The organism is Nocardia sp. NPDC050793, from assembly GCF_040654065.1.
Lineage (GTDB): Bacteria > Actinomycetota > Actinomycetes > Mycobacteriales > Mycobacteriaceae > Nocardia.
Genome location: NZ_JBFAHG010000004.1, coordinates 226,800 through 245,489, shown reverse-complemented (window position 1 = coordinate 245,489; position 18,690 = coordinate 226,800). Strand labels below are relative to the sequence as shown.

The following is an 18,690-nucleotide window of genomic DNA, read 5'->3' as shown; positions in this document are numbered from 1 at the left end:
CCGATCGTGCTAGCTGCGGTCGCCCGCACCCGGCACTGGAAGCCGCCTGCTGCGGACCGTGGCTGCTGCCGCGTAGCTCAGGCGAAGCACCAATGCCATGATCTCATGTCCAGGCACTCCCAGCAGGTCCAGGAAACGGCCCTGAAGTGACGTTAGTGTATCCGCGAAATCCGGGGAAATCGCGATCAGCTCGTCGGGGTGCCGCGCGTAAAGGAACACCGGCGACACCGGTTGCACGGCCACACCGCGTCGTCCGGCCTCCAGCCAGACGCGCTGCAAAGCCGCGCCCGCCGTGGCGTAATCGGTCAGACTCGCACCGTAGGGCCCGGGTCGGCACGGCAGCGTCACCGCGACGAGAGCCGAGCTCGACAGCACCCGATCGCGGCTGTACTCGCCCAGCGCGGCGCCGCCGGACCACTCGTGCAATCTGGCCATCACGTCGGCGCGTCCGCCGATCCGCAGCTTGGCCTGTTCGTCCGGAGCCAGCTCCATGGCGCGCACGTCGATGCCGGTGCGCAGATCCTCACCCGGCCAGCGCAGTTCGCTGTACATCTCCTGGTGCAGGCGCGGGGTGAGGTGACGGATGCGGTCGGATTCGCCGATCAGCACGGCCGCTTCGGACAGCTCGGGGCGACCGGTGATCGCATGCACCGCGCCGCCCTCCGCCGCGGCGGCCGCGGCGAGGCCGGCCAGCACGGCGTCGCCGAGCGGCTCACCGGTGCCGAGTTTGCGATTGGTGTCGCGCGCCAGCGCCGCCGGATAGTCGCGGGCCAGCAACGGGTCGGAGCCCGCGCCGAATTCGAGCAGCACGGTGAGCGCGGTGGTGTCGTCCTCGATCAGGTGGTGATCGCCGAGGATGCCGTGCGCAGCGGCGGCCGCGCGGGCATTGTGCAGTGCGGCGCCGATCGCGACCGCGCTGCCGCGGTAGCCGATGTCCAGCGCCGATGTCCGGTTGCGCGCGAGATCGATGCGCATCGCGTCGTGTTCCATCCGCAGCTGCCAGGGCTGGGTGTTGCCGCCCGACGGCGCGCGCTGCGCGCATTCGAGCACGTTCGCCCGCGCGGGCCCGGTCGGCGCCGGAGCGGTATCGGGCTCCGCGTCCCAGGCCACGTCCTCGGGCTCGGGCTCGGCGAGCCCGTCGAGACCGCGCTCCAGATCGATCCTGGTGCGCCCGGAGGAGAGCTTGTAGCCGAGGCCGATGCGGCGCACCGCCGTGGCGACGATGGCCGCGCCCAGCTGCACGTCGCCCGCGAGCTGCGGCCAGGTGGTGACGGTCTCGTCGATCTCGACCAGGCTCGCGGCCATTCGCGCGGACAGCTCCTTCGGATCCAGGATCCGCATCACGTGCGGCGCCTTCTCCTTGGTCGACAACCCGCGCAGGTCGGCGGCGGTGGTCGGGCCGAGCAGTCCGTGAAACGGCGGCCGCTCCGGCTCAAGGTCGTAGCGTTCGACATCGAAGAGACCTCGGTCGCTGGTGTCCATCAGCAGTGGCAGCCGGTGCCTGCGCGCGCCTTGGCGGACGGCGAACTTGACGTCGAGCGAGTCGCATTCCTCGACGACGATCGACAGCCCGTGCAGGAACTCGTCCACCGTGTGCTCGTCGACGCCTGCGGTGTACACCTCGACCGGCAGATACGGATCGAGCTCGGCGATCCGGCGGGCCGTCACGATCGATTTGTTCACGCCAATGTCGAAGACATTGCCCGGCACCCGATTCAGGTTCGACAGCTCGATGTCGTCGAAGTCCGCCAGCCGCAGCAGCCCGCAGGAACCCTCCATGGCGAGGGTGTGCGCGATGGCGTGACCGACGCTCTGCCCGACCACCCCGACGGCCAGACCCGCGAGCCGCCGCTGTTCGGCGCGGGTCACCTTGTTGCGGTTGCGATCGAGCCGGATCGCGCGGTAGGTCCGTTCGCCGGGCAACCCGGTCAGCGTGCGCCGCCACGGGTAGTAGACCCATCGGTCCGTTTCCGGTCCGCCGACGTCGTCGGGTGGGTTGTGTACCTTGTCGAGCTCGGCGCGCAATACGTCGCGCAGGTCGACGATGCGGATCATCGGTGACTTTCGCAGTTGTGCGAGGACGGACGCTTCGTCCGGCACCGTCTCGTCGAGGATCAGCGGCCGATAGTCCGCACCGGGACCAGGGTCACCGTTCATGCTTGCGCCAGTCCCCCAATGCGGGCGTCGCCCGCGGTGGCCGGTCGGCGCGCCCTGGTGAACCAGGCGCCGAGCGCCGCGCGTTCGAGCGCCAGCAGCGAGCCCTGCAGCTTGGTGGCACTGGTCCGGCACGCGTGGGTGTCCCACCAGAACGGGACGGTGCGATACCGGTCGTCCGGATACGGCACGGCGGGCACGCCGACGGCGATCCGGCCGCCGCTGGATTCGTACAGGCGGGCGGTGTGCGCCGCGGCGGTGACGAAGCCGAATCGCGCGCCGAGCAGCCAAGCCGCGTGCACCACGCAGCGGGAGATCGCGGCGCCCAGCTGGGCGCGGTGCGCGATGCCATCGCGAGTCACCCAGACCGCCTTGACCTCGACGATGCCCTGGTGGATCCGATCGGCGATCATCGCGCGAAGGTGGGCCTCACCGGGGCGTCCGGCCCATGCGCCGAGCCCGTGCACTTCGTCCTCGAGCAGATAGGGGCCCTGAGCTCGCAGACCGGCGACAACCTCGCCCGAGGGATCGACGGCCGCGAAGAACAGCGACGTCGAGCGTCCGTCGGAGACTTTCTCGTATTCCAATGCCGGTTCTACTTCGTAGTGCCGGTAAACCCGCAGCGCACCGCGCAGATAGCGTCGCCACAGATCAGGATGCGCGCCCGGTGGAGCCACATGGAAGACATAACCGGAATGCATGTCGCGAAACCGCAACACCTCGGCATCGCACGCTCCGACAGCGCCGACTGCGACTGTTTCGACAGCCATGGTGTTCCTACTCCGTTGCTACCGCGCCCGCGCGCGATCTTCGAGCCGGGGTGACAGACTCTCCCGCCGCCGAGCGCTACGGGAGAGTTTGCCTAGGGCAGTATCCGTCATCCGGCAGGAATTGACCAGGCGTCTGGTTAATATCCCGAAAACTGATCGTGATCCCCGAAATACCCGCAGGTCAAAGGCTGCAAGGTATTCCTAACTTAGAAGATAGAGACCAGTCGGTTCACGTGTAGTTAACCTGTAGCTATCAAACAAGGATGGAGATGAACAGCTCGACCGCCTCGGGCCCGCGCCAGACCTCGATCTCCTCCCGATAGGCGCGAGTGATCTCGGCGGACGCGGTCGCGTCGTCCACCTGGGCCCACACGTCCTCCACCGGATCGTGATAGTCACCGTTCGGTGCGAAACGAGCGTAGACGCCCTTCGGTACCCGTACGAGTAAATCGCCGACCGGCACATCGGCCGGATCGAGATACTCGAAGCACACCATCGCGTTGTAGTTTCCGGCCGGATCGGGCACGTACACGGTGTACATCGGCTGATCCGCGGCGCCGCGGTCGCGCAACCGATCCTTCAGGAACTCGATCAGATCGCTGTTGCTGACCTTGAAGCTCGGCCGCACCCTCGGCACCACCAGTCCGCCGTAGAGCGCCTCGTTGCGGACGACGATCGCATAGGTCATCGGGGATCGACCGCCAGGTAGAGATCGATCTTGTACGCGTGCGGATAGCACTCGAAATCACCGGTATAGGTCCGCTTGATCTGATTGTGTTCCTCGGCGTAAGCGATCTGCGTCCAGAGATCGGTCATCACCTGCGGAAAATTACCGACCGAAGAGAACTTCGCGTAACTGCCGCGCGGCAGGCGGGCCACGAGATGGCCACGAGTCACTTCGGCGAAGGATCCGCACTGATATCCGACGATCTGGGTGTTGTACGTGCCGAGTTCCCCGGTGTAATCGGTATAGGCGCTGGCCAGCGGGCCGCCGAGCTCCTGATGCAGCACGGCCGCCCAGGCTGCCTCCAAATCGTGGTCACGCAGTTTTCCGAGGGCACGCTTCGGGCTGCGCACCGGCAATCCGGCAACCCACGTCTCATCCCGCTCGACGATTTCAAACTGCATGGAAAGACTCTCTCGAGGTGCATCCGGGGGCCCGCCCGCATCCGGTCGGCTAGAAACGCCATGCTATCAACATGATCCGGGTGTCAACGATCACATGCCCTACCGGCCGCCGGGCCGGATGTGCGCGCTGAACTGGACAGATGTCCTGCAAGACGGGGGTCGCCGAGCGCGATGCGCCACCGATATCCGCCTCGACATCGCACCGGAACGCTTCCGGGCCCGTGGTGTCGACAAACCCGCAGCGAACCAACAGCAACGTTCGAGCCACCCCCAGGGGCGCGCGACAGTGTCGTGCCGCCCGCCCCGTCGCCCTCCGACCGAACCACGCCCGGTTTCCCTACTCGGGCACCGGATCCGAGCCGACCGGCCGGATCAGGCAGATCAGGAATCGCGGCAGGCCGCGGGGCAGTCTCGCACCGTACAGCTCGACGGGTTGCCAGTCCCGGCGCAACGTCAGCAGCCGCACCGCCACCCTGGTTCGCGCACTGCGCCGCTCGGCCAGCGCGCGCAGTGCGCCGAGGTAGCCGTCCACGTCGTCGGGGTGCACGAGATGGGTAGTGGCCAAAGTGAATTCGCGGCCGTCATCGTCCGGATCGATGCCGCGCGAAGCCGGGTGGTGACGCCAGGCGATGTCGCCGAGCGGCGGGGTCAGCCACTCGATGATCTGCATGGTCTCGGCGTCGATCAGCGCGGTGGTGCCGCCGAGCAGCGCGATGGCCGCGTCGTCGCGGTAGGTCGCGGGCACCAGCCCGGGAGCGCGGTCGGCCGCCACCTCGAGCAGCAGACCGCGCAGGGCGCCTTCGGCGTGATAGCGCAGGAAACCGAACACCCGCGCGGTGCGATCGTCCGGGGTGCGCACCTGCATGGGCCCGCGCCAGGCGACACCGGGCCGCGGATCCAGCGCCGCGGTCATCAGCCGATCCCGGTCCTCGCATTCGATGACCCGCGACAGGAACCACGCGCCGTGCAGCAGCGGATGTCCCTCGGGCAGTACCGGTCCGCCGCCCCCGCCGTGATTGCGCAACATCCACTGACGGCTGTCCCACACGAACGCGTCCACGGCAGGCGGGTCGGGCGGCTCGATGCGCGACGCGCCCGCCCACAGCCGCACGGCGAGCGGCGCTCCGTCCGGCCCCGGCACCGGAATCGCCAGTACCCGATGCGCTTCGCCGCGCAGCAGCACCGTGCGTTCGCACCGCCGCCCGCTCTCGATCGCCTGCGCGATGACCGCTTCGGCCGCCGCCGCCAGCCCGGCGGGCCGTATCGCCCGATGCAGCGAACGCGCCCGCGCCATCCCCTCCTTCGGCACGTGCCGAATCACCTTGTCCGGCTCCGCCGTATCGACGAGAAACCACATACGTCCTCCCCCTCACGTAATTCGGTGGTCTGTAACTCCCTGCTGTTTCGCTCTCACCAACGAGCCGGATCCCCACGGCCCATCGCCCCGACACCGACTCTAACGGTCACCCGAGCGGACGAGGTATATCGCGCGGCGCGGCGCACAGTTGAGCCCCAGCGTCGCGCGGTCGAGCCCCAGCGTCGCGCGGTCAAGCCCCAGCGTCGCGCGGCCAAGCCCCAGCGCCGCGCCGTCGAGCCCCAGCATCGCGCCGTCGAGCGCCGCCGTCGCGCGCGGTCGGACCCAGCGCCGCGTCGAGCACGCCGCCTGGCTCAGACCCACTCGACGAAGCGGCCGACGGCGACGAAGAGCGCGAGGAGCAGCAGCACCAGGTTGATCGGCAAGTTCTTCGTCTCGCCGCGGCGATAGTGCACCACCATCGCACCGCCCTGGAGAACGGCGAGCCCGAGCGCGGACAGCGGCGTCAGCACCGCGGCGATACCGGTGGCGCGGGGCAGAATCAGACCGGCCGCGCCGAGCAGCTCGACGGTCCCGATCATGCGCACCATGCCCGGCGAAAAGTCTTTGGCCCAGCTCATATTCGGATTCGCGGTGAGCTTCTCGTACGGTTGCGCGAGCTTCGCCAGTCCCGCGGCGAAATACACCGCCGCCAGCAATCCCGCGACGATCCACAGTGCGATGTTCATGGCCCGTCCCTCGTCTGGAATGAAGTTCCTTCACGTGGAGCCAAGTGCTCCCCAGAGCGTACGCGCCGAAGCGATTGTGTCGTGGAACACTCCTGCGCTACAGTCACCATCTGAGACCGCCCAGTTCCACAGCTTGCCGGTCGGTTGACCCGAGCACGTAGGGGGACCTCGATGACGAGGACGAGCGGCCCGCGCCGCGCGGCCGTCGCGCTGCTGATCGCCGCCGCGACATTGTTGGCTTCGCACGCCACCGGCCGTGCCGAGGACGCACTCACCGCGCAGGAGATCTACAACAAGCCGGGTCCGCACCCCGTGGCCACCGCCGTGCGGACCAACCCGTGCCAAGAATCGATCGCGGGCATGGTCGCCCACATCGGTGTGCACCTGTTCGGCAACACCGCGGATCTCACGTGCACCCAAGCCTTTCCATACGGATTGCAGTCACCGATCGGCGTGAACACCTACTACCCCGCCGACATCACCGAACTCCCGAGCGCGCCGCTGCTGGTGTTCACGCCCGGCATCAACGCCAACCCCGGGATGTACGACACGCTCGCGAAGCGCTTCGCCGAACAGGGCTTCGTGGTGGTCGTCCCGTACGACTTCTTCAACTCGCTTGCCTATGTGCCCGCCCTCGGCGTCGCGGTGGCAGTGCTCGCGAACCGCGATCCGAGCTCGCCGCTCTTCGGCCGGATCGACCTGGGCCGCACTGTGTTCGGCGGCCACTCGGCGGGCGGCCAAGCCGCACTGCAAGCAGCCACGGTCTTCCCGCCCGCCGCACCGCTGATCGATCCCGCGCTGCGAGTGGCCGGGGTGCTCGCCATCGAACCCGGGCCGCTCGCGCTCGGCACAACGGTCACCGTTCCGACGCTGTTCCTCACCGGCTACAACGATTTCGTCGTTCCGGACTTCGCGTGGGTGCGCTGGTGGCAGTACGACCTGATGGCGGCACCGGCTTGGATCGCGAATGCCCGTGGCGTCACCCATTTCTCACCCGTGGACGGCATCGAGCACTACCGCGCGGCGGGCGCCGCCATCGCCTGGCTGCGGTACCTGGCGCTCGGCGACGCCGAGGCGGCGAGCTGGTTCACCGGACCGGACTGGCGCCTGCCCGCCGACCAGACCTACTTCAGCGTCCACCGCAATGCCCGTGCCGACGCACTGGACTGACCGAACATCGCACCGCAGAGGGAAATTCACCATGCTCTTCCGTCGCAACGCATGGGCGACCGGACTCGGCGCCACCGTGCTCGTCACGACGGCGCTACTCTCGCCCGCCGCCACGGCCGCGCCCCAGGCGGTTTGCGCCGAGCCCGCGGCGGGTCAGGCTCCGGAACGACGGGACGCCGCCGACGTCGGGATGGACCCGGCGGCGGTGTCCGACGCGGTGGAACTGGGCGCGCGGACCGGCTCGCACGCGGTGCAGATCTACCGGCACGGCTGCCTGGTCGGCGACCACACGCCGACGGGCAACGTGCCGATGCCGCTGGCCAGCGGCAGCAAAGGCGTCGCGTCGGTGGCTGTCGGACGCGCCGTGACCATGGGCTACTTCGGTCTCGACGACCCGCTCGGCATGTTCTTCCCACAGGCCGACGCCGCGCACGCGGGCATCACGGTGCGTCAGGTGCTCAACCAGACCACCGGCATCCACTTCAGCTGGCCAGCCGACATCGCCGGTCTGTCCACCGACTCGGTGTTGCAAACACTCGCCGCGCCGCTCGATCACGAGCCGGGCAGCACCTTCCAGTACGCCCAGAACGTGCTCGCGCTGCTGCCGAAGATCATCGAGATCACCACCGGCGCAGACTTCCAGGACTTCGTGCAGCGAGAAGTCATGGGCCCGCTCGGCATCGACCGAGACAACTGGATCTGGCTGCGCGACCGCAGCGGAAACACCGCCGTCAACGGCGGTCTCGCGATGCGGCCCGCCGATCTGGCCCGGATCGGGAGGCTGCTGCTGCAAGAAGGTCGATGGGAAGACCGGCCGCTCATCGATCCGGACTACATCCGCCAAGCCGCAGCGCCGACGGAAGCCAACGGCGGCTACGGATTCCTGTGGTGGCTCAATGCCGGTGACACCTATCGCGGCGTGAACGTGCCTGTCGCCCAGCTGTATTCGCATCCGGTGTTCGTCGGGTCGCCGCGCGACACCTACGCCTTCTCCGGGGCGCTCGGCCAGTTCCTCACTGTGGTGCCGAGCCGCGACCTGGTGATCGTCCGCCTCGGCGTGCCCTCCCGGTTCGAGCCGGGCAACCCGACCGGCGTGCTCACCGGAACCAGCAACCCCGACAACAAGGAACTGTTCCGCAGGGTGAGCGCCGCGGTCGTCGATGGGCCCGCCCTGGCCTATGAGGATCCCTACGCCGTCCAGGATCCGAACCAGCCGCTGGTGCGCACCGCCGAGGATCTCGGCAAACTCATCGACCCGCTCACCGTCGCCGCCGTCCTGCTCGGCGTCGGACCGTACGCGTCGACGGAATGCAATGTGCTGTGGTGCAACGGAAAACCGATCCCCGATGATGTGTTCCGGCTGATTCTCGACGTCGCCGGGCAGATCTCCGCCGCGGTCGCCGCCCTGGGGAACGCGCCACGCTGAGCACGGCGATCCCATGCCGGCTCGCGACATCGAGGGACAGAGACGCTCGACGATCGCCCGCGAATAATCGGTGGCTCCGCCGCGAGCGCGGCACTACAGTTCCCTCCGCGCCGACCAGACTCGGCCGAACAGGTAGCCGAGAAGGAGGACGATGTATGACCCGGCTCGCGCCGAGGGCGCCTCGAGGCGTGGCCCGAAATCCCGGCCACGCCGATAAAGCCAACCGTCACTGATCCTTTCGAGGCGCACTCGGCCTGCTCCCGCTGCTCTTCACACAGCCAAGGAGTAAGGAGAATCCGGGTGTCCGACCCCAATATCTCGACCCATCGCGGTCCGAGCCCCGCGCTACGGACCGGCACCTTCACCTGCGTACGCTGCGGCCTCGTGGTGGCCGTGCTCGCGCCGGACGACAGCCGACGCAACCATTGCCCGAGCTGCCTCAACTCGCAGCACACCGTCGATCACGTCGACGGCGGCGCGTCCGACTGCCTTGGCCGGATGGTCCCGCTGTCGATCGCGGTGCAGCGCAACGGTTCCTGGGCAGTGGTGCACCGCTGTACCCGCTGCCAGGAGCTGTCGCTGCACCCGGTGTGCGGCGACGACAACCAGCTGATCCTGATGCGGCTGGCGGTGCGTCCGCTCGCGGAACCGCCCTTCCCGCTCGAAGTCTTCGGCGACATGTAGGCGGGTGCGAGATGCCGCGAAGAAAGTCGAAAACCGCTCGGGCGCAACGCCGCAAGAACGTACTGCACGGGCGGGGCGGCGAATCCGGCGACGCCTTCCGCTGTGTCGGCTGCCGCATGGCGGTGTCCGTCGTCGCACCGGGCACGGCGCATCGCAATCACTGCCCGCACTGCCTGTCCAGTCGCCACGTCGACGGCAGGATCCCCGGCGACCGGGCCTCCTCGTGCGGCGGGCGGATGTCCGCGGTCAGCCTCACGGCCCGCGACGACGGCGAGTGGCTGCTCGTGCACCAGTGCGCCGCCTGCGGCGCACTGAAGGCGAACCGCATCGCGGGCGACGACAACGCACTCGCCCTGATGCGCATCGCGGTGCGGCCGTTGGCCGATCCGCGATTGGGCAGGCGCGCGCTGCTGGCGCTCTGACAGCCGGGGCCGGACAACCGGCCCCGGCTCACCACCAGCCGAGAATCGGCGCCAACTGGCGACCGAGCTCGGGAGCCAGCGATCGCGAATAACTGGCGGTGAGGTGGTGCTCGTCGTGATAGACGAGAATGTTGCCCTCGATCACCGGGCAGACCTCCGGCGTGCACACGGCGTCGGTCAGGTCCAGCGGGAACACGTTCGGGAAGGACGCGGCGGGCTCGGCGGCGGGATTCACCTCGTCGAGCGCGTCGACCCGGCGCATGCCGCAGGTCGTGCCGTCGCCGTTCTGGGCAAGGCAGTCGATGGCGCGGTAGCGGATGCCGTCTCGGCGCAGCCACGGCGTGTCGCGGACGGCGAGCACGTTGAGTCCGTGTTCGGCCAGCCGGGACCAGACCTCGAGGTAATCCGTCGGGGTCTCGTCCCCGGTTCGGTCGCGCGGGCGGGTGCCGGTGGTGAACACCCACTGCGGCCGGTCGACGCCGAGGCGGTCGATCACCTCCGCCGACCAGTCGCGGCAGTCAGGAATCGCCTCACCCTTGTACATCGGTTCGGCCGCCACGGTCAGCGGACAGCCCATCTTCAAATACACCGTGATGCGGAAGCCGTGTTCGCGGGCGAGCATGTCCAGCGCGGGCACCCAGTGCTCGGCGTGCGAGCTGCCGACCACCGCGACGGTGCGTTCCGCGCCGGTATCGCCGTAGGTGCAGGTGATCACCTCGCGGGTGTCCCAGTCCGCGATGCACTTGTCCCGCGACGGATAGGCGGCGTCGGCGGGCGCCTCGAAGACCGTCGGACGCATCTCGGCCCGGGGCACGGCCGCGCCCGCCGCCAGCGCCTCGGCGCCGGGGTACCGCACCGGATCCAGGTACGCGACCGCCTGCGGCGGCAGGATTCTGGTCACCACCTGCGCACCGACCGCCACTGCGAGTATCGCCGCGCCGACGGCCACGACGATCCGGCCCGCGCGGCGGGGATAGCCGGATCGGCTCGTGTCCGCGCCGGTCCGCAGCGGCTGCTCGACGAAGCGATGGGTCAGGTACGCCAGCGCGAACGAGACCGCGAGCACCGCGAGCCCACCTTCGATGCCCGCCGTCGGGGTGCCGCGTTCGGCGAGCACGAAGATCAGGATCGGCCAGTGCCACAGGTACAGCGCGTAGGCGACTTCGCCGAGCCGGACCATCGGCGCCGCCGCGAGCAATCGGTTGGGCAGCGGCTGTCCACCGGTCGGCAGACCCGCGCCCGACAGGATCAGGGCCACGGCCGCGCCGACCGGAATCAATGCCGCGGGCCCGGGAAACTCGTTGGCGCCGTTGGTCAGCCAGCCGCAGGCCGACATGGCGACCGCACCGACCACCCCGAACAGCACCCGAAACAGCCGCGGCACCGCCAGTTTCGGTGCGAGCACCGCGAGCAGCCCTCCCGCGAGCAGTTCCCACGCCCGGGCCAGGCTGTCGTAGTAGTTCCAGCCCTGGTGCAGTTGCACGCCTCGCGCGGCATAGAGGAACGAGGCGGCCGCGAGCGCGCCGAGCACGACCGCCACCGTCGGCCGCAGCGCGGACGCGCGGCCGAACCGGCGAAGGACGGCCACCAGCAACGCGATTCCGGCCAGTGCGACCAGATAGAACTGCCCCTGCACCGACATCGACCACAGGTGCTGCAACGGACTCACCGACGGGTCGGCGGCCAGGTAGTCCGACCAGGACAGCGCCAGATACCAGTTCTGGTAGTACAGCAGCGAAGCCAGCGTCTGCGCGGCCGCCTCCGTCCACTGCGTGTACGGGCGGATCAGCACCGTCGCGACCGCGACGACGGCCAGCACGAGCACCAGCGCGGGCAACAGCCGCCTGCCGAGCCGTCGCGCCGTGGCGGCGAGCGCGACCGCGCCGGTCGACTCCGCGCGTCGCAGCAGTGAGCCGGTGAAGAAGAAGCCAGAGAGGACGAGGAACACGTCCACGCCGCCGGAGACCCGGCCGAGCCAGATGTGGAACACCACGACCAGGGCAATCGCGATGCCGCGTAGACCGTCGAGGTCGTGCCGGTAGGCGTACCCGCGACTCCGCTCCGGCCGTGCGCCGAGCCGATGACGGGCTTCGTCCGACTGCGCCCGTTCCGCTTGCTCGTGTTCCGGCCACGGCCCGGGCTGTTGCCGGATTCCGTGCGGCCGAGCCCGTTCCGCTTGCCCACGTTCCAGCCGTGCGCCGGGCTGTTCCCGGACTTCGTGCGGCCGCGCCTTTTCCTTGTACCTGCGTTCCGGCTGAAGACCGGCTCCGTCCGGCTGCGCCGCTCGCATGAACCACCGCTTAGGCCTCGCGGGGGCGGTGATCGAACCGGCGCCCCGCCTGTCGGCGGACTCGGACGACTCCTCCTCCGGCGTCCTCATCGCACCATCGACCGACGCGGGGCCCGCGCGCAGCGACCCTTGATGTCCGCGCGGTGGACAGACGGTGAACATGACATGACAACCCTCTTATCACGTGCGGAGAAGCGAAATCCAACCGGACATAGCGGCCGAAGAAGCCAGCAAATGTCACCGATCGGTTCTTGCGTCGTTCATTCGGTGCTAATACGCTCCGCCCCTTGTGAGCACAATCGCGGCGGCCTCATCGCGCCGAGCAGGACTGAAATGGGGGGCGGTTACCTCGCTCGGAGTGATCGCCGGATATCTGGCGGTGCTGCTGGCCGATCCGCGTCACTACTACACGGACGATACCGAGGCGCAGTACGCACCTATGTGGGTGGCGCTCGGAAACCAGCTGCGGGAGGGTCGACTACCGGTCCTCATCCCGCACGAATGGATGGCGGGCAACTACACGCTCGAGGAGGCCGGGCTATACAACCCGCCCCAGCTGCTGGTCTTCCTGATCGCGCCCTCGATGGACAACCTCGCCCTCTACGCGACCTTGGTGAAGCTCGTCTTCTCGATCATCGCGGGCCTCGGCGTGTTCCGGATCTGCCTCGCCTACGGCGCCCGCGCGCCGTGGGCCGCGGTCGCGGGCGTGGCGTTCCCGCTCAGCGGCTGGTTCCTGTTCTTCGACGAGGCGAGCTGGTTCACCCCGCACGTCGCGACCGCGTGGATGGTGCACGCCTGGGCCTCCGCGGTGAACTACGCGCGCGGGCGCAGCGGACCCATTCCGGTATTCGTGTTCCTCTACCTCACGCTCACCGTCCAATACGCCTTCCCCGCCGTGGAATCCGCGCTCGTGATCGCCGCCGTCGCGGCGGGCGAGATCGTCTACCAGAAGCACTGGGCCCCGGCCGTGCGGCTGACGCTCGCCGCTGGCTGCGCGGCGCTGACCGCGGCGATCGCGAACCTGTCCGGAATCCTCTCCTCGCAGGTCACCTGGCGCGGCAGCGCGGAGATCCACAACGATCCCTTCCTTACCGTCCCCTGGTCGGAATCGCTCAACGCCAGCCTGCCGAGCACCACACCGGCGTTCACCGCGTGGTGGGGTCACGTGCAGCCGCTGCCGATGGTCTACATCGCGTGGTTCCTCGTTCCCGCGCTCGCCTTCGTCGACTGGCGGGCGGCGCGCCGCTCCGTGCGGGAGTTCAGCGGCATCGCGATCTTCGCGACCGCGGTGCTGATGTGGACCGCTGGCCCCGGGGCGATCGGCCCGCTGCGCTGGCCCGCGCGCGTGCTGCCGATGGTCGCCATCGCGCTGCTCGTGCTGGTTTGCGTATTGCTCAGCCACTACGGCACTTTCGCGTCGTCGAAGCAGCGCGCGGTGGCGGCGGGAGTGCTGATCGGGTTGCTGTTCATCCGATCGTTCTCCGCCGCACCGCCGCTGGTGCTGCGTCATCTGCTCGCGGTCGTCGTGGTGGCCGCTCTCGGCGCCGCGGTGGTGTGGCTGGCGCGCAGGCGCGGCATCGTCGCGGCCTGCGCGCTGACCATAGTCGCCATGTTCCCGATCGCGTTCGCACAGGTGGCGAGCGCGCCGATGACGCCGCTGTCCTACAACTTCCCGGAGCGGCGCTCCGAGATGCGGGCCGCCTTCCCCGATTTCGGCGGTCTCACACTGCAACTCGCCGACCGGGCGATCATCGCCCCGGAGGACCGCGACATCGCGGGCGCATATGGATCGCTGGCTGTCGGCAACTACGCGAAGGCGCTCGGACTCGACTACGTCAACGCCTATACGCCCATCGGCCACACCGGATTCGCCGGACTGCTCTGCATGGCATGGGACGGCAGCACCTGCCCGGACGCGTTCCGCCGCGCCTTCGCCGACGAGCCGTCCACCGGCGTGCCGGTCGTCGACCTGATGAAGGTGGACCGGGTGGTGCTGCACCGCGCCCAGTACCCCGACGCACGCGACCGTCCGGCCCCGCCCGGCTGGCGGTGGGCGGATTACCGCGGACACGAACGCTTCATCTGGGTGCTGGAACGTCAAGATGCTCCGGCCTCGACGAGCGGCGGGGCCATCGCGCACACCTCGGGCGTCACGGCCACTTCGACCGGCTCCTACGACGACATCACCACCCGGGCGAAGGTCAGTTCCGCGACGGGCGGACGCGTGGTGTTCTCCCGCCTCACCTGGCCCGGCCATACCGTCACCCTGAACGGCCGCGAACTTCCCACGCTCGCCGTCGCCCGCACCTTCCTCGCCGTCGACATCCCGCCCGGCACCCAGAACGCCGAACTGGTCGTCGACTGGCGGCCGCCGGGCTGGCAGATCGGGATCGGTACGACGATCGCGGGCCTGGCGGGAATCGGTGTCCTCCAGTGGGCGTACCTGCGCGGGCGTCGGCGGCTGGACGATACGCCGGAGGTCGCACAGCCCGCCGTCGGCGCCGAGCTGGCCGACGCGAAGAACTGACGGATCGAGGCGACCTTTCCCGCAAAACCGACCGAGCGGCATGCGCAGCGTGAAATTGGTTTCATCCGATCGAGGAGCGGCTCCGAATCAGATTCGTAGGAATCTCCGCCCTTCCGAATGAGGACGAACGTATGGCCACAGAAAAGTCGGTAATCCCGTTCCATTCCTTCTCACTGCGCACGGCGACGCTGGTCGTCGGCGCACTCTCCGCGGCCGTTGTCACGGCCGCGCCCGCGGTGGCCGACGCGCCCCCGCCGGGTGCGTCGGCGCCCGCCGGTGTCGTCACCGACCCGCTCCTGCTCGGGGCGAACGTCTTCGGCGCGCCGATCCAGCTGCCGATCCCGCTGCCGGTCGTCCCCGCGATCGCTCCGGCGCCCGTCGCGGATCCGGCCGAACCCGCGCCGGAGGCGGAAGCCGAAGTCGCACCCGACGCGGACGCACCCGACGCGGACGCGCCCGCCGCCGACGTGCCAGCCCCCGATGCGCCTGCCCCCGACGTCGTGCGAACGCCGACGAACGTGATCCGCATCGGCAGCATCGAAGTCGGCAGACCCGACTTCATCGCCCCCGAGGTCGCAGGCATGATCAACGACGCCACGATGGGTGCGCAGAACGGCCTGTCCGGCGCGATCCAGGGGGCCGGCGTCGATCGCACGCGGTCCGACTTGGTCGCGGCCAACGTCATCGGCGGCACCACGCTGGGCGCGGCCGCCGGCGCCGCCGTGGCCTCCCCGATCGCGGCCGTCGCCGCGGTGATCGGCGGAGCCGTCGGTCTCGTCGTCGCGATCCCGTTCGCCCCCGCCGGGTTCATCTTCATGCCCATCATCGCCGGATCCCTGGCGGTCGGCATGGTGGCGCTCCCGTTCGCCGCCGTCGGTGCGGGCATCGGCGCGATCGTCGGCGCGGTGGCAGGCTCGGTCGCGCCGCTGCCCGCCGCACCTCCCGTCGCACCGCCCCCTGGCGAGGTTCCCGCCGCATAGCTTCGATTTCGTTAGCACACAACTCATTACGCACGGGGCGGGCCCGACAGACGTCGGACCCGCCCTGCGAAAACGTGCTGATCCGAAAGTGATCGGCCGAAGCACCAGAATGCAGTCGAGAACCGCATCCGGTCCCCGGCCGCGCAGCCACGGCCCGAATCAGACCCGGCGGTCCACCGTCGCCCACGCGGCCACCGCGACCACGCCCGACACCACCGCCACCGACGGCCACGCGCCGATCTTCTTGGCCAGCGGGTGCGAGGCTCCCAGCGCGCCGACCGACAGCCCCGTCAGCGCCGCGGCCCCACCCGTGCCGGCCGCCTTGCGCCACCGGGGCAGCGCGGCCGCCGTCGCCGCCGCGAACACCACGCCGCCGAGTTCCCGCTTCTTCGTCACCTGCGCGAGCGCGAAACCACCGCCGAGTCCACCGGCCGCCAACAGCGCCGTGGGAATCCGAGCCATCGCCAATTACCTCCTCGTAGTGAGCACTTCCCCAAGCCATAGTGCCAACACGCGTCGAGGAGCGTTTCCGCGCGCCGCGGCCGCGGACGACCGCGCAGGTCGCAGCCGCTCGGCGAGGTAGTTCAGGCCGAGCCGGGCCGGACGATCATCAGCACGACGACCACCGTCCAGAGCAGGTTGTAGATGCCCGCGAGCATCCCGAGGAGGCGAAGCCGCCCGCCGTCGTCGGGTTCGGCGAGCGCGTCGCGCTGCATCGGGTGGATCTGCACCGCGAGCAGCCCGCCCGCGACAGCGGTGAGCACCATGGCCAGCATGATCCAGATTTCACCCATCCTGCCCTGGACGGCGGCCAGCACGATGCCCGCGACCGGCACGATGACGGCGAGTGCCGCATAGGTACCGGTGACTCGGTGCAGCGCCCGCGCCACCGCGACGCTGCGTTCGGCTCGATTGCGTGTCGTCGCACCCGCCGCGACCGGCGCGTACCGAGGGAACAGACTCGCCGCCACGGCCGAGCCGCCGACGAACACGATGGCCGCCACCACATGCACCGACAGCAGGAAATGCTTCAACGATCGACTCCTTCGTCCTTCAGGTCGACTGAAGCCTAACCGGAGAGCTTCAGGCAGGCTGAAGGGCGTGCGCCGAATCACCTCCCGTAGCGCGTCATCGCGAAGGGATTCCGTTCGCGAAGGCGGCGAGGATGGCCGCGCCGATCTGGCGTCGAATCGGATCGGCTTCGGCGCCGAACAATCGCTCGTCGACCTCGGCGAGGACCCCCTCGGCCTTACGCAGCAGACGAGAACCCTTGGGCGTCAACTCGATCGTCGACGCGGACCCGGCGCGCGCCGTGCGGTCGCGCACCAGCCCGGCGGCGACGAGCGCCTTCACCGCGGTGTGCACGCTCTGAACGCTGATGCCCGACATGCGCGCCAGATCACTGAACGACGCACCCGGAACACCGGAGATATGACCCAGCAGCCCGAGCCTGCCGATGGTGAGATCCAGCGGGGCGAGGGCGGCGCCGAGTTCGGTTTCCACCTTGCGCGCGAGCGTCAGCACGATGACGGAGGCGCTGATCACGGGCGGTCCGGGGCGGGCTTTCTCGGAGGTCACACCTTCAGTCTCGCGCACAGCAAACCCGCGGCGCGGCATGGGTGAAGGAGTCGCCCACCTTCAGGCTTGTTGAAGGATCGCTGACGCGCCGCTACGCTGTCGCCACATGAGCGAAAGTACTACAGCGAGTAGTAATTCCGATGCACCGGCCGGACGCGTCACCCGCCGCGCACTGTTCGGCGCGAGCCTCGCCACCGCCGGGGCGGCTGCCGTCGGCGTCGCCGCGGGACGTGCGACCGCCCCAGGCCCCGAGCCCGCCTCCTCGACCGAACCCTTCCACGGTCCAAGACAAGCCGGTATCGCCACGCCCGCCCAGTCGCACGCGCTGTTCCTTTCGGTCGACGTGGCGCGACCGGATCGCGCCACACTCCGCGACCTGCTGACCGGATGGACCGCGACGGCCGCGGCCCTGACCACGGGCCAGCCGGTGCCCGAAACCCCCGGCACCGCACCGGGTTTCAGCGCGCACACGGATTTCGCCACCGATCTCGACCCGGCCCGCCTTACCCTCACCTTCGGACTCGGCCCTTCGCTCTTCGACGACCGTTTCGGCCTCGCCACCCAGCGTCCCCGGCACCTGCACCCACTCCCCGAATTCCCCGGCGACGCATTGAATTCCGCGTGGAGCGGCGGCGACGTGCTGGTCCAGATCTGCGCCGACGACGCCCAGATCGTCAGCCACGCGTTTCGCGCGCTGCGGGCGCGCATGCCCGGCCTCGGTCGCCTGCGCTGGACCCAGCACGGCTTCCTCACCCGCCCCGCCGACGGCGGTACGCCACGAAACATGTTCGGCCACAAGGACGGAACCGCCAACCCTCGATCGGGAACGGCGGCGTTCGATCGCGCCGTATGGATCGACTCCCCCGACGAACCCGGTTGGCTGCACGGCGGCACCTACCTGGTCTTCCGCAAGATCCGCATGAAGACTGCCGACTGGGACCAGCTTCCGTTGGCCGAGCAGGACGCCATCATAGGCCGCCGCCGCAGCGACGGAGCACCCCTGCACGGAAACCGTGAATTCGATCCCGTCGACCTCGAATCCCGCTCCCCGACCGGTGAACTCGCGATTCCGGCGTCCGCGCACGTCCGCCTCGTCCACGACATACCCATGCTCCGCCGCAGCTACAACTACGACTACGGCACTCTCCTCGCGAACGCGGCCGGCGCCACCGAAGAACCCCACGCCCACGCACCCGGCACCCCGGAACACACGCACGGCGGCCACAACCAGCTCGACGCGGGCCTGCTGTTCGCGGCCTACATGAACAACCCACCCGCGCAGTTCATCGCGGCCCAGCGCGCCCTCGCCGCGGGCGACCGCCTGAACCCTCTCATCCAGCACACTGGCAGCGCCTTCTTCGCGATCCCTCCGGGCATCGCGCAGGGCAGGTCGATCGCGGACATTTTGTTGAGCTGATCGCCCCAGTACGGGCAAGTCGACCCCGGTCGGTGCGTGACAGCTTCATCTCAGCAAACACGCCGTGTATCGTTGGCAACCTGACTACGCGATCGTGATGG

General features: G+C 69.3%; 18 protein-coding genes. 7 read left to right on the top strand and 11 right to left on the bottom strand.

Annotated elements, in window-relative coordinates; all coding sequences use genetic code 11:
- Window positions 1-9: 9 nt before the first annotated feature.
- The 7 genes from AB0H50_RS15675 to AB0H50_RS15645 form a co-directional block, all read right to left on the bottom strand.
- Window positions 10-2,157, bottom strand: coding sequence for an Rv1355c family protein (locus tag AB0H50_RS15675; RefSeq protein WP_357452202.1), 2,148 nt, complete (start codon window positions 2,155-2,157; stop codon window positions 10-12).
- Window positions 2,154-2,924: a hypothetical protein gene (locus AB0H50_RS15670; protein ID WP_357452199.1), complete on the bottom strand. Its 771-nt coding sequence runs from the start codon at window positions 2,922-2,924 to the stop codon at window positions 2,154-2,156. The genes AB0H50_RS15675 and AB0H50_RS15670 overlap by 4 nt, the downstream gene beginning before the upstream one ends.
- Before the next feature lie 253 nt (window positions 2,925-3,177).
- Window positions 3,178-3,612: an effector binding domain-containing protein gene (locus AB0H50_RS15665; RefSeq protein ID WP_357452196.1), complete on the bottom strand. Its 435-nt coding sequence runs from the start codon at window positions 3,610-3,612 to the stop codon at window positions 3,178-3,180.
- Entirely contained in the window at window positions 3,609-4,052 is a 444-nt protein-coding gene (locus AB0H50_RS15660) for a GyrI-like domain-containing protein (RefSeq protein WP_068051984.1), read from the bottom strand. Before AB0H50_RS15660 ends, AB0H50_RS15665 begins: the two co-directional genes overlap by 4 nt.
- Window positions 4,053-4,389: 337 nt before the next feature.
- The gene (locus AB0H50_RS15655; protein WP_357452193.1) at window positions 4,390-5,409 is read right to left on the bottom strand and encodes a GAF domain-containing protein; all 1,020 of its coding nucleotides are present in this window, start codon (window positions 5,407-5,409) and stop codon (window positions 4,390-4,392) included.
- A gap of 99 nt (window positions 5,410-5,508) precedes the next feature.
- Complete coding sequence (locus AB0H50_RS15650) at window positions 5,509-5,730, bottom strand: hypothetical protein (RefSeq protein WP_357452189.1); 222 nt, start codon at window positions 5,728-5,730, stop codon at window positions 5,509-5,511.
- Window positions 5,721-6,095 carry a DoxX family protein gene (locus tag AB0H50_RS15645; protein WP_357452186.1) on the bottom strand — a complete coding sequence of 125 codons (375 nt, stop codon included), beginning with the start codon at window positions 6,093-6,095 and terminating at the stop codon, window positions 5,721-5,723. Before AB0H50_RS15645 ends, AB0H50_RS15650 begins: the two co-directional genes overlap by 10 nt.
- Before the next feature lie 171 nt (window positions 6,096-6,266).
- Between AB0H50_RS15645 and AB0H50_RS15640 the strand changes: the two genes are divergently transcribed.
- The 4 genes from AB0H50_RS15640 to AB0H50_RS15625 all read left to right on the top strand — a co-directional run bounded on the left by AB0H50_RS15640 (window position 6,267) and on the right by AB0H50_RS15625 (window position 9,797).
- Window positions 6,267-7,265 carry an alpha/beta hydrolase gene (locus tag AB0H50_RS15640; RefSeq protein WP_357452184.1) on the top strand — a complete coding sequence of 333 codons (999 nt, stop codon included), beginning with the start codon at window positions 6,267-6,269 and terminating at the stop codon, window positions 7,263-7,265.
- A gap of 31 nt (window positions 7,266-7,296) precedes the next feature.
- Complete coding sequence (locus tag AB0H50_RS15635) at window positions 7,297-8,691, top strand: serine hydrolase (protein ID WP_357452181.1); 1,395 nt, start codon at window positions 7,297-7,299, stop codon at window positions 8,689-8,691.
- Window positions 8,692-8,991: 300 nt separating this feature from the next.
- Window positions 8,992-9,375 carry an RNHCP domain-containing protein gene (locus AB0H50_RS15630; RefSeq protein ID WP_357452178.1) on the top strand — a complete coding sequence of 128 codons (384 nt, stop codon included), beginning with the start codon at window positions 8,992-8,994 and terminating at the stop codon, window positions 9,373-9,375.
- An 11-nt stretch (window positions 9,376-9,386) separates the two neighbouring features.
- Window positions 9,387-9,797: an RNHCP domain-containing protein gene (locus tag AB0H50_RS15625; protein WP_357452175.1), complete on the top strand. Its 411-nt coding sequence runs from the start codon at window positions 9,387-9,389 to the stop codon at window positions 9,795-9,797.
- A 28-nt stretch (window positions 9,798-9,825) separates the two neighbouring features.
- Here AB0H50_RS15625 and AB0H50_RS15620 read toward each other — a convergent pair whose 3' ends face one another.
- Window positions 9,826-12,087 carry an acyltransferase family protein gene (locus tag AB0H50_RS15620; protein ID WP_357452172.1) on the bottom strand — a complete coding sequence of 754 codons (2,262 nt, stop codon included), beginning with the start codon at window positions 12,085-12,087 and terminating at the stop codon, window positions 9,826-9,828.
- A gap of 298 nt (window positions 12,088-12,385) precedes the next feature.
- On the opposite strand from AB0H50_RS15620, the gene AB0H50_RS15615 reads away from it, so the two are divergent.
- Window positions 12,386-14,614 carry a hypothetical protein gene (locus tag AB0H50_RS15615; RefSeq protein ID WP_357453393.1) on the top strand — a complete coding sequence of 743 codons (2,229 nt, stop codon included), beginning with the start codon at window positions 12,386-12,388 and terminating at the stop codon, window positions 14,612-14,614.
- A gap of 131 nt (window positions 14,615-14,745) precedes the next feature.
- The gene (locus tag AB0H50_RS15610) at window positions 14,746-15,594 is read left to right on the top strand and encodes a hypothetical protein (protein WP_357452169.1); all 849 of its coding nucleotides are present in this window, start codon (window positions 14,746-14,748) and stop codon (window positions 15,592-15,594) included.
- 159 nt (window positions 15,595-15,753) lie between these two features.
- Here the strand turns inward: AB0H50_RS15610 and AB0H50_RS15605 are convergent, their stop codons facing one another.
- The 3 genes from AB0H50_RS15605 to AB0H50_RS15595 all read right to left on the bottom strand — a co-directional run bounded on the left by AB0H50_RS15605 (window position 15,754) and on the right by AB0H50_RS15595 (window position 17,172).
- Entirely contained in the window at window positions 15,754-16,056 is a 303-nt protein-coding gene (locus AB0H50_RS15605) for a hypothetical protein (protein WP_357452166.1), read from the bottom strand.
- A 122-nt stretch (window positions 16,057-16,178) separates the two neighbouring features.
- A complete protein-coding gene (locus tag AB0H50_RS15600; protein ID WP_357452163.1) occupies window positions 16,179-16,628 on the bottom strand; it encodes a hypothetical protein in 450 nt (149 codons plus the stop codon).
- Between the two features lie 94 nt (window positions 16,629-16,722).
- Window positions 16,723-17,172, bottom strand: coding sequence for a MarR family winged helix-turn-helix transcriptional regulator (locus tag AB0H50_RS15595; protein WP_357452160.1), 450 nt, complete (start codon window positions 17,170-17,172; stop codon window positions 16,723-16,725).
- Between the two features lie 106 nt (window positions 17,173-17,278).
- Between AB0H50_RS15595 and AB0H50_RS15590 the strand changes: the two genes are divergently transcribed.
- Window positions 17,279-18,589, top strand: a complete 1,311-nt coding sequence (locus AB0H50_RS15590; protein WP_357452157.1) for a Dyp-type peroxidase — start codon at window positions 17,279-17,281, stop codon at window positions 18,587-18,589.
- Window positions 18,590-18,690: the final 101 nt, after the last annotated feature.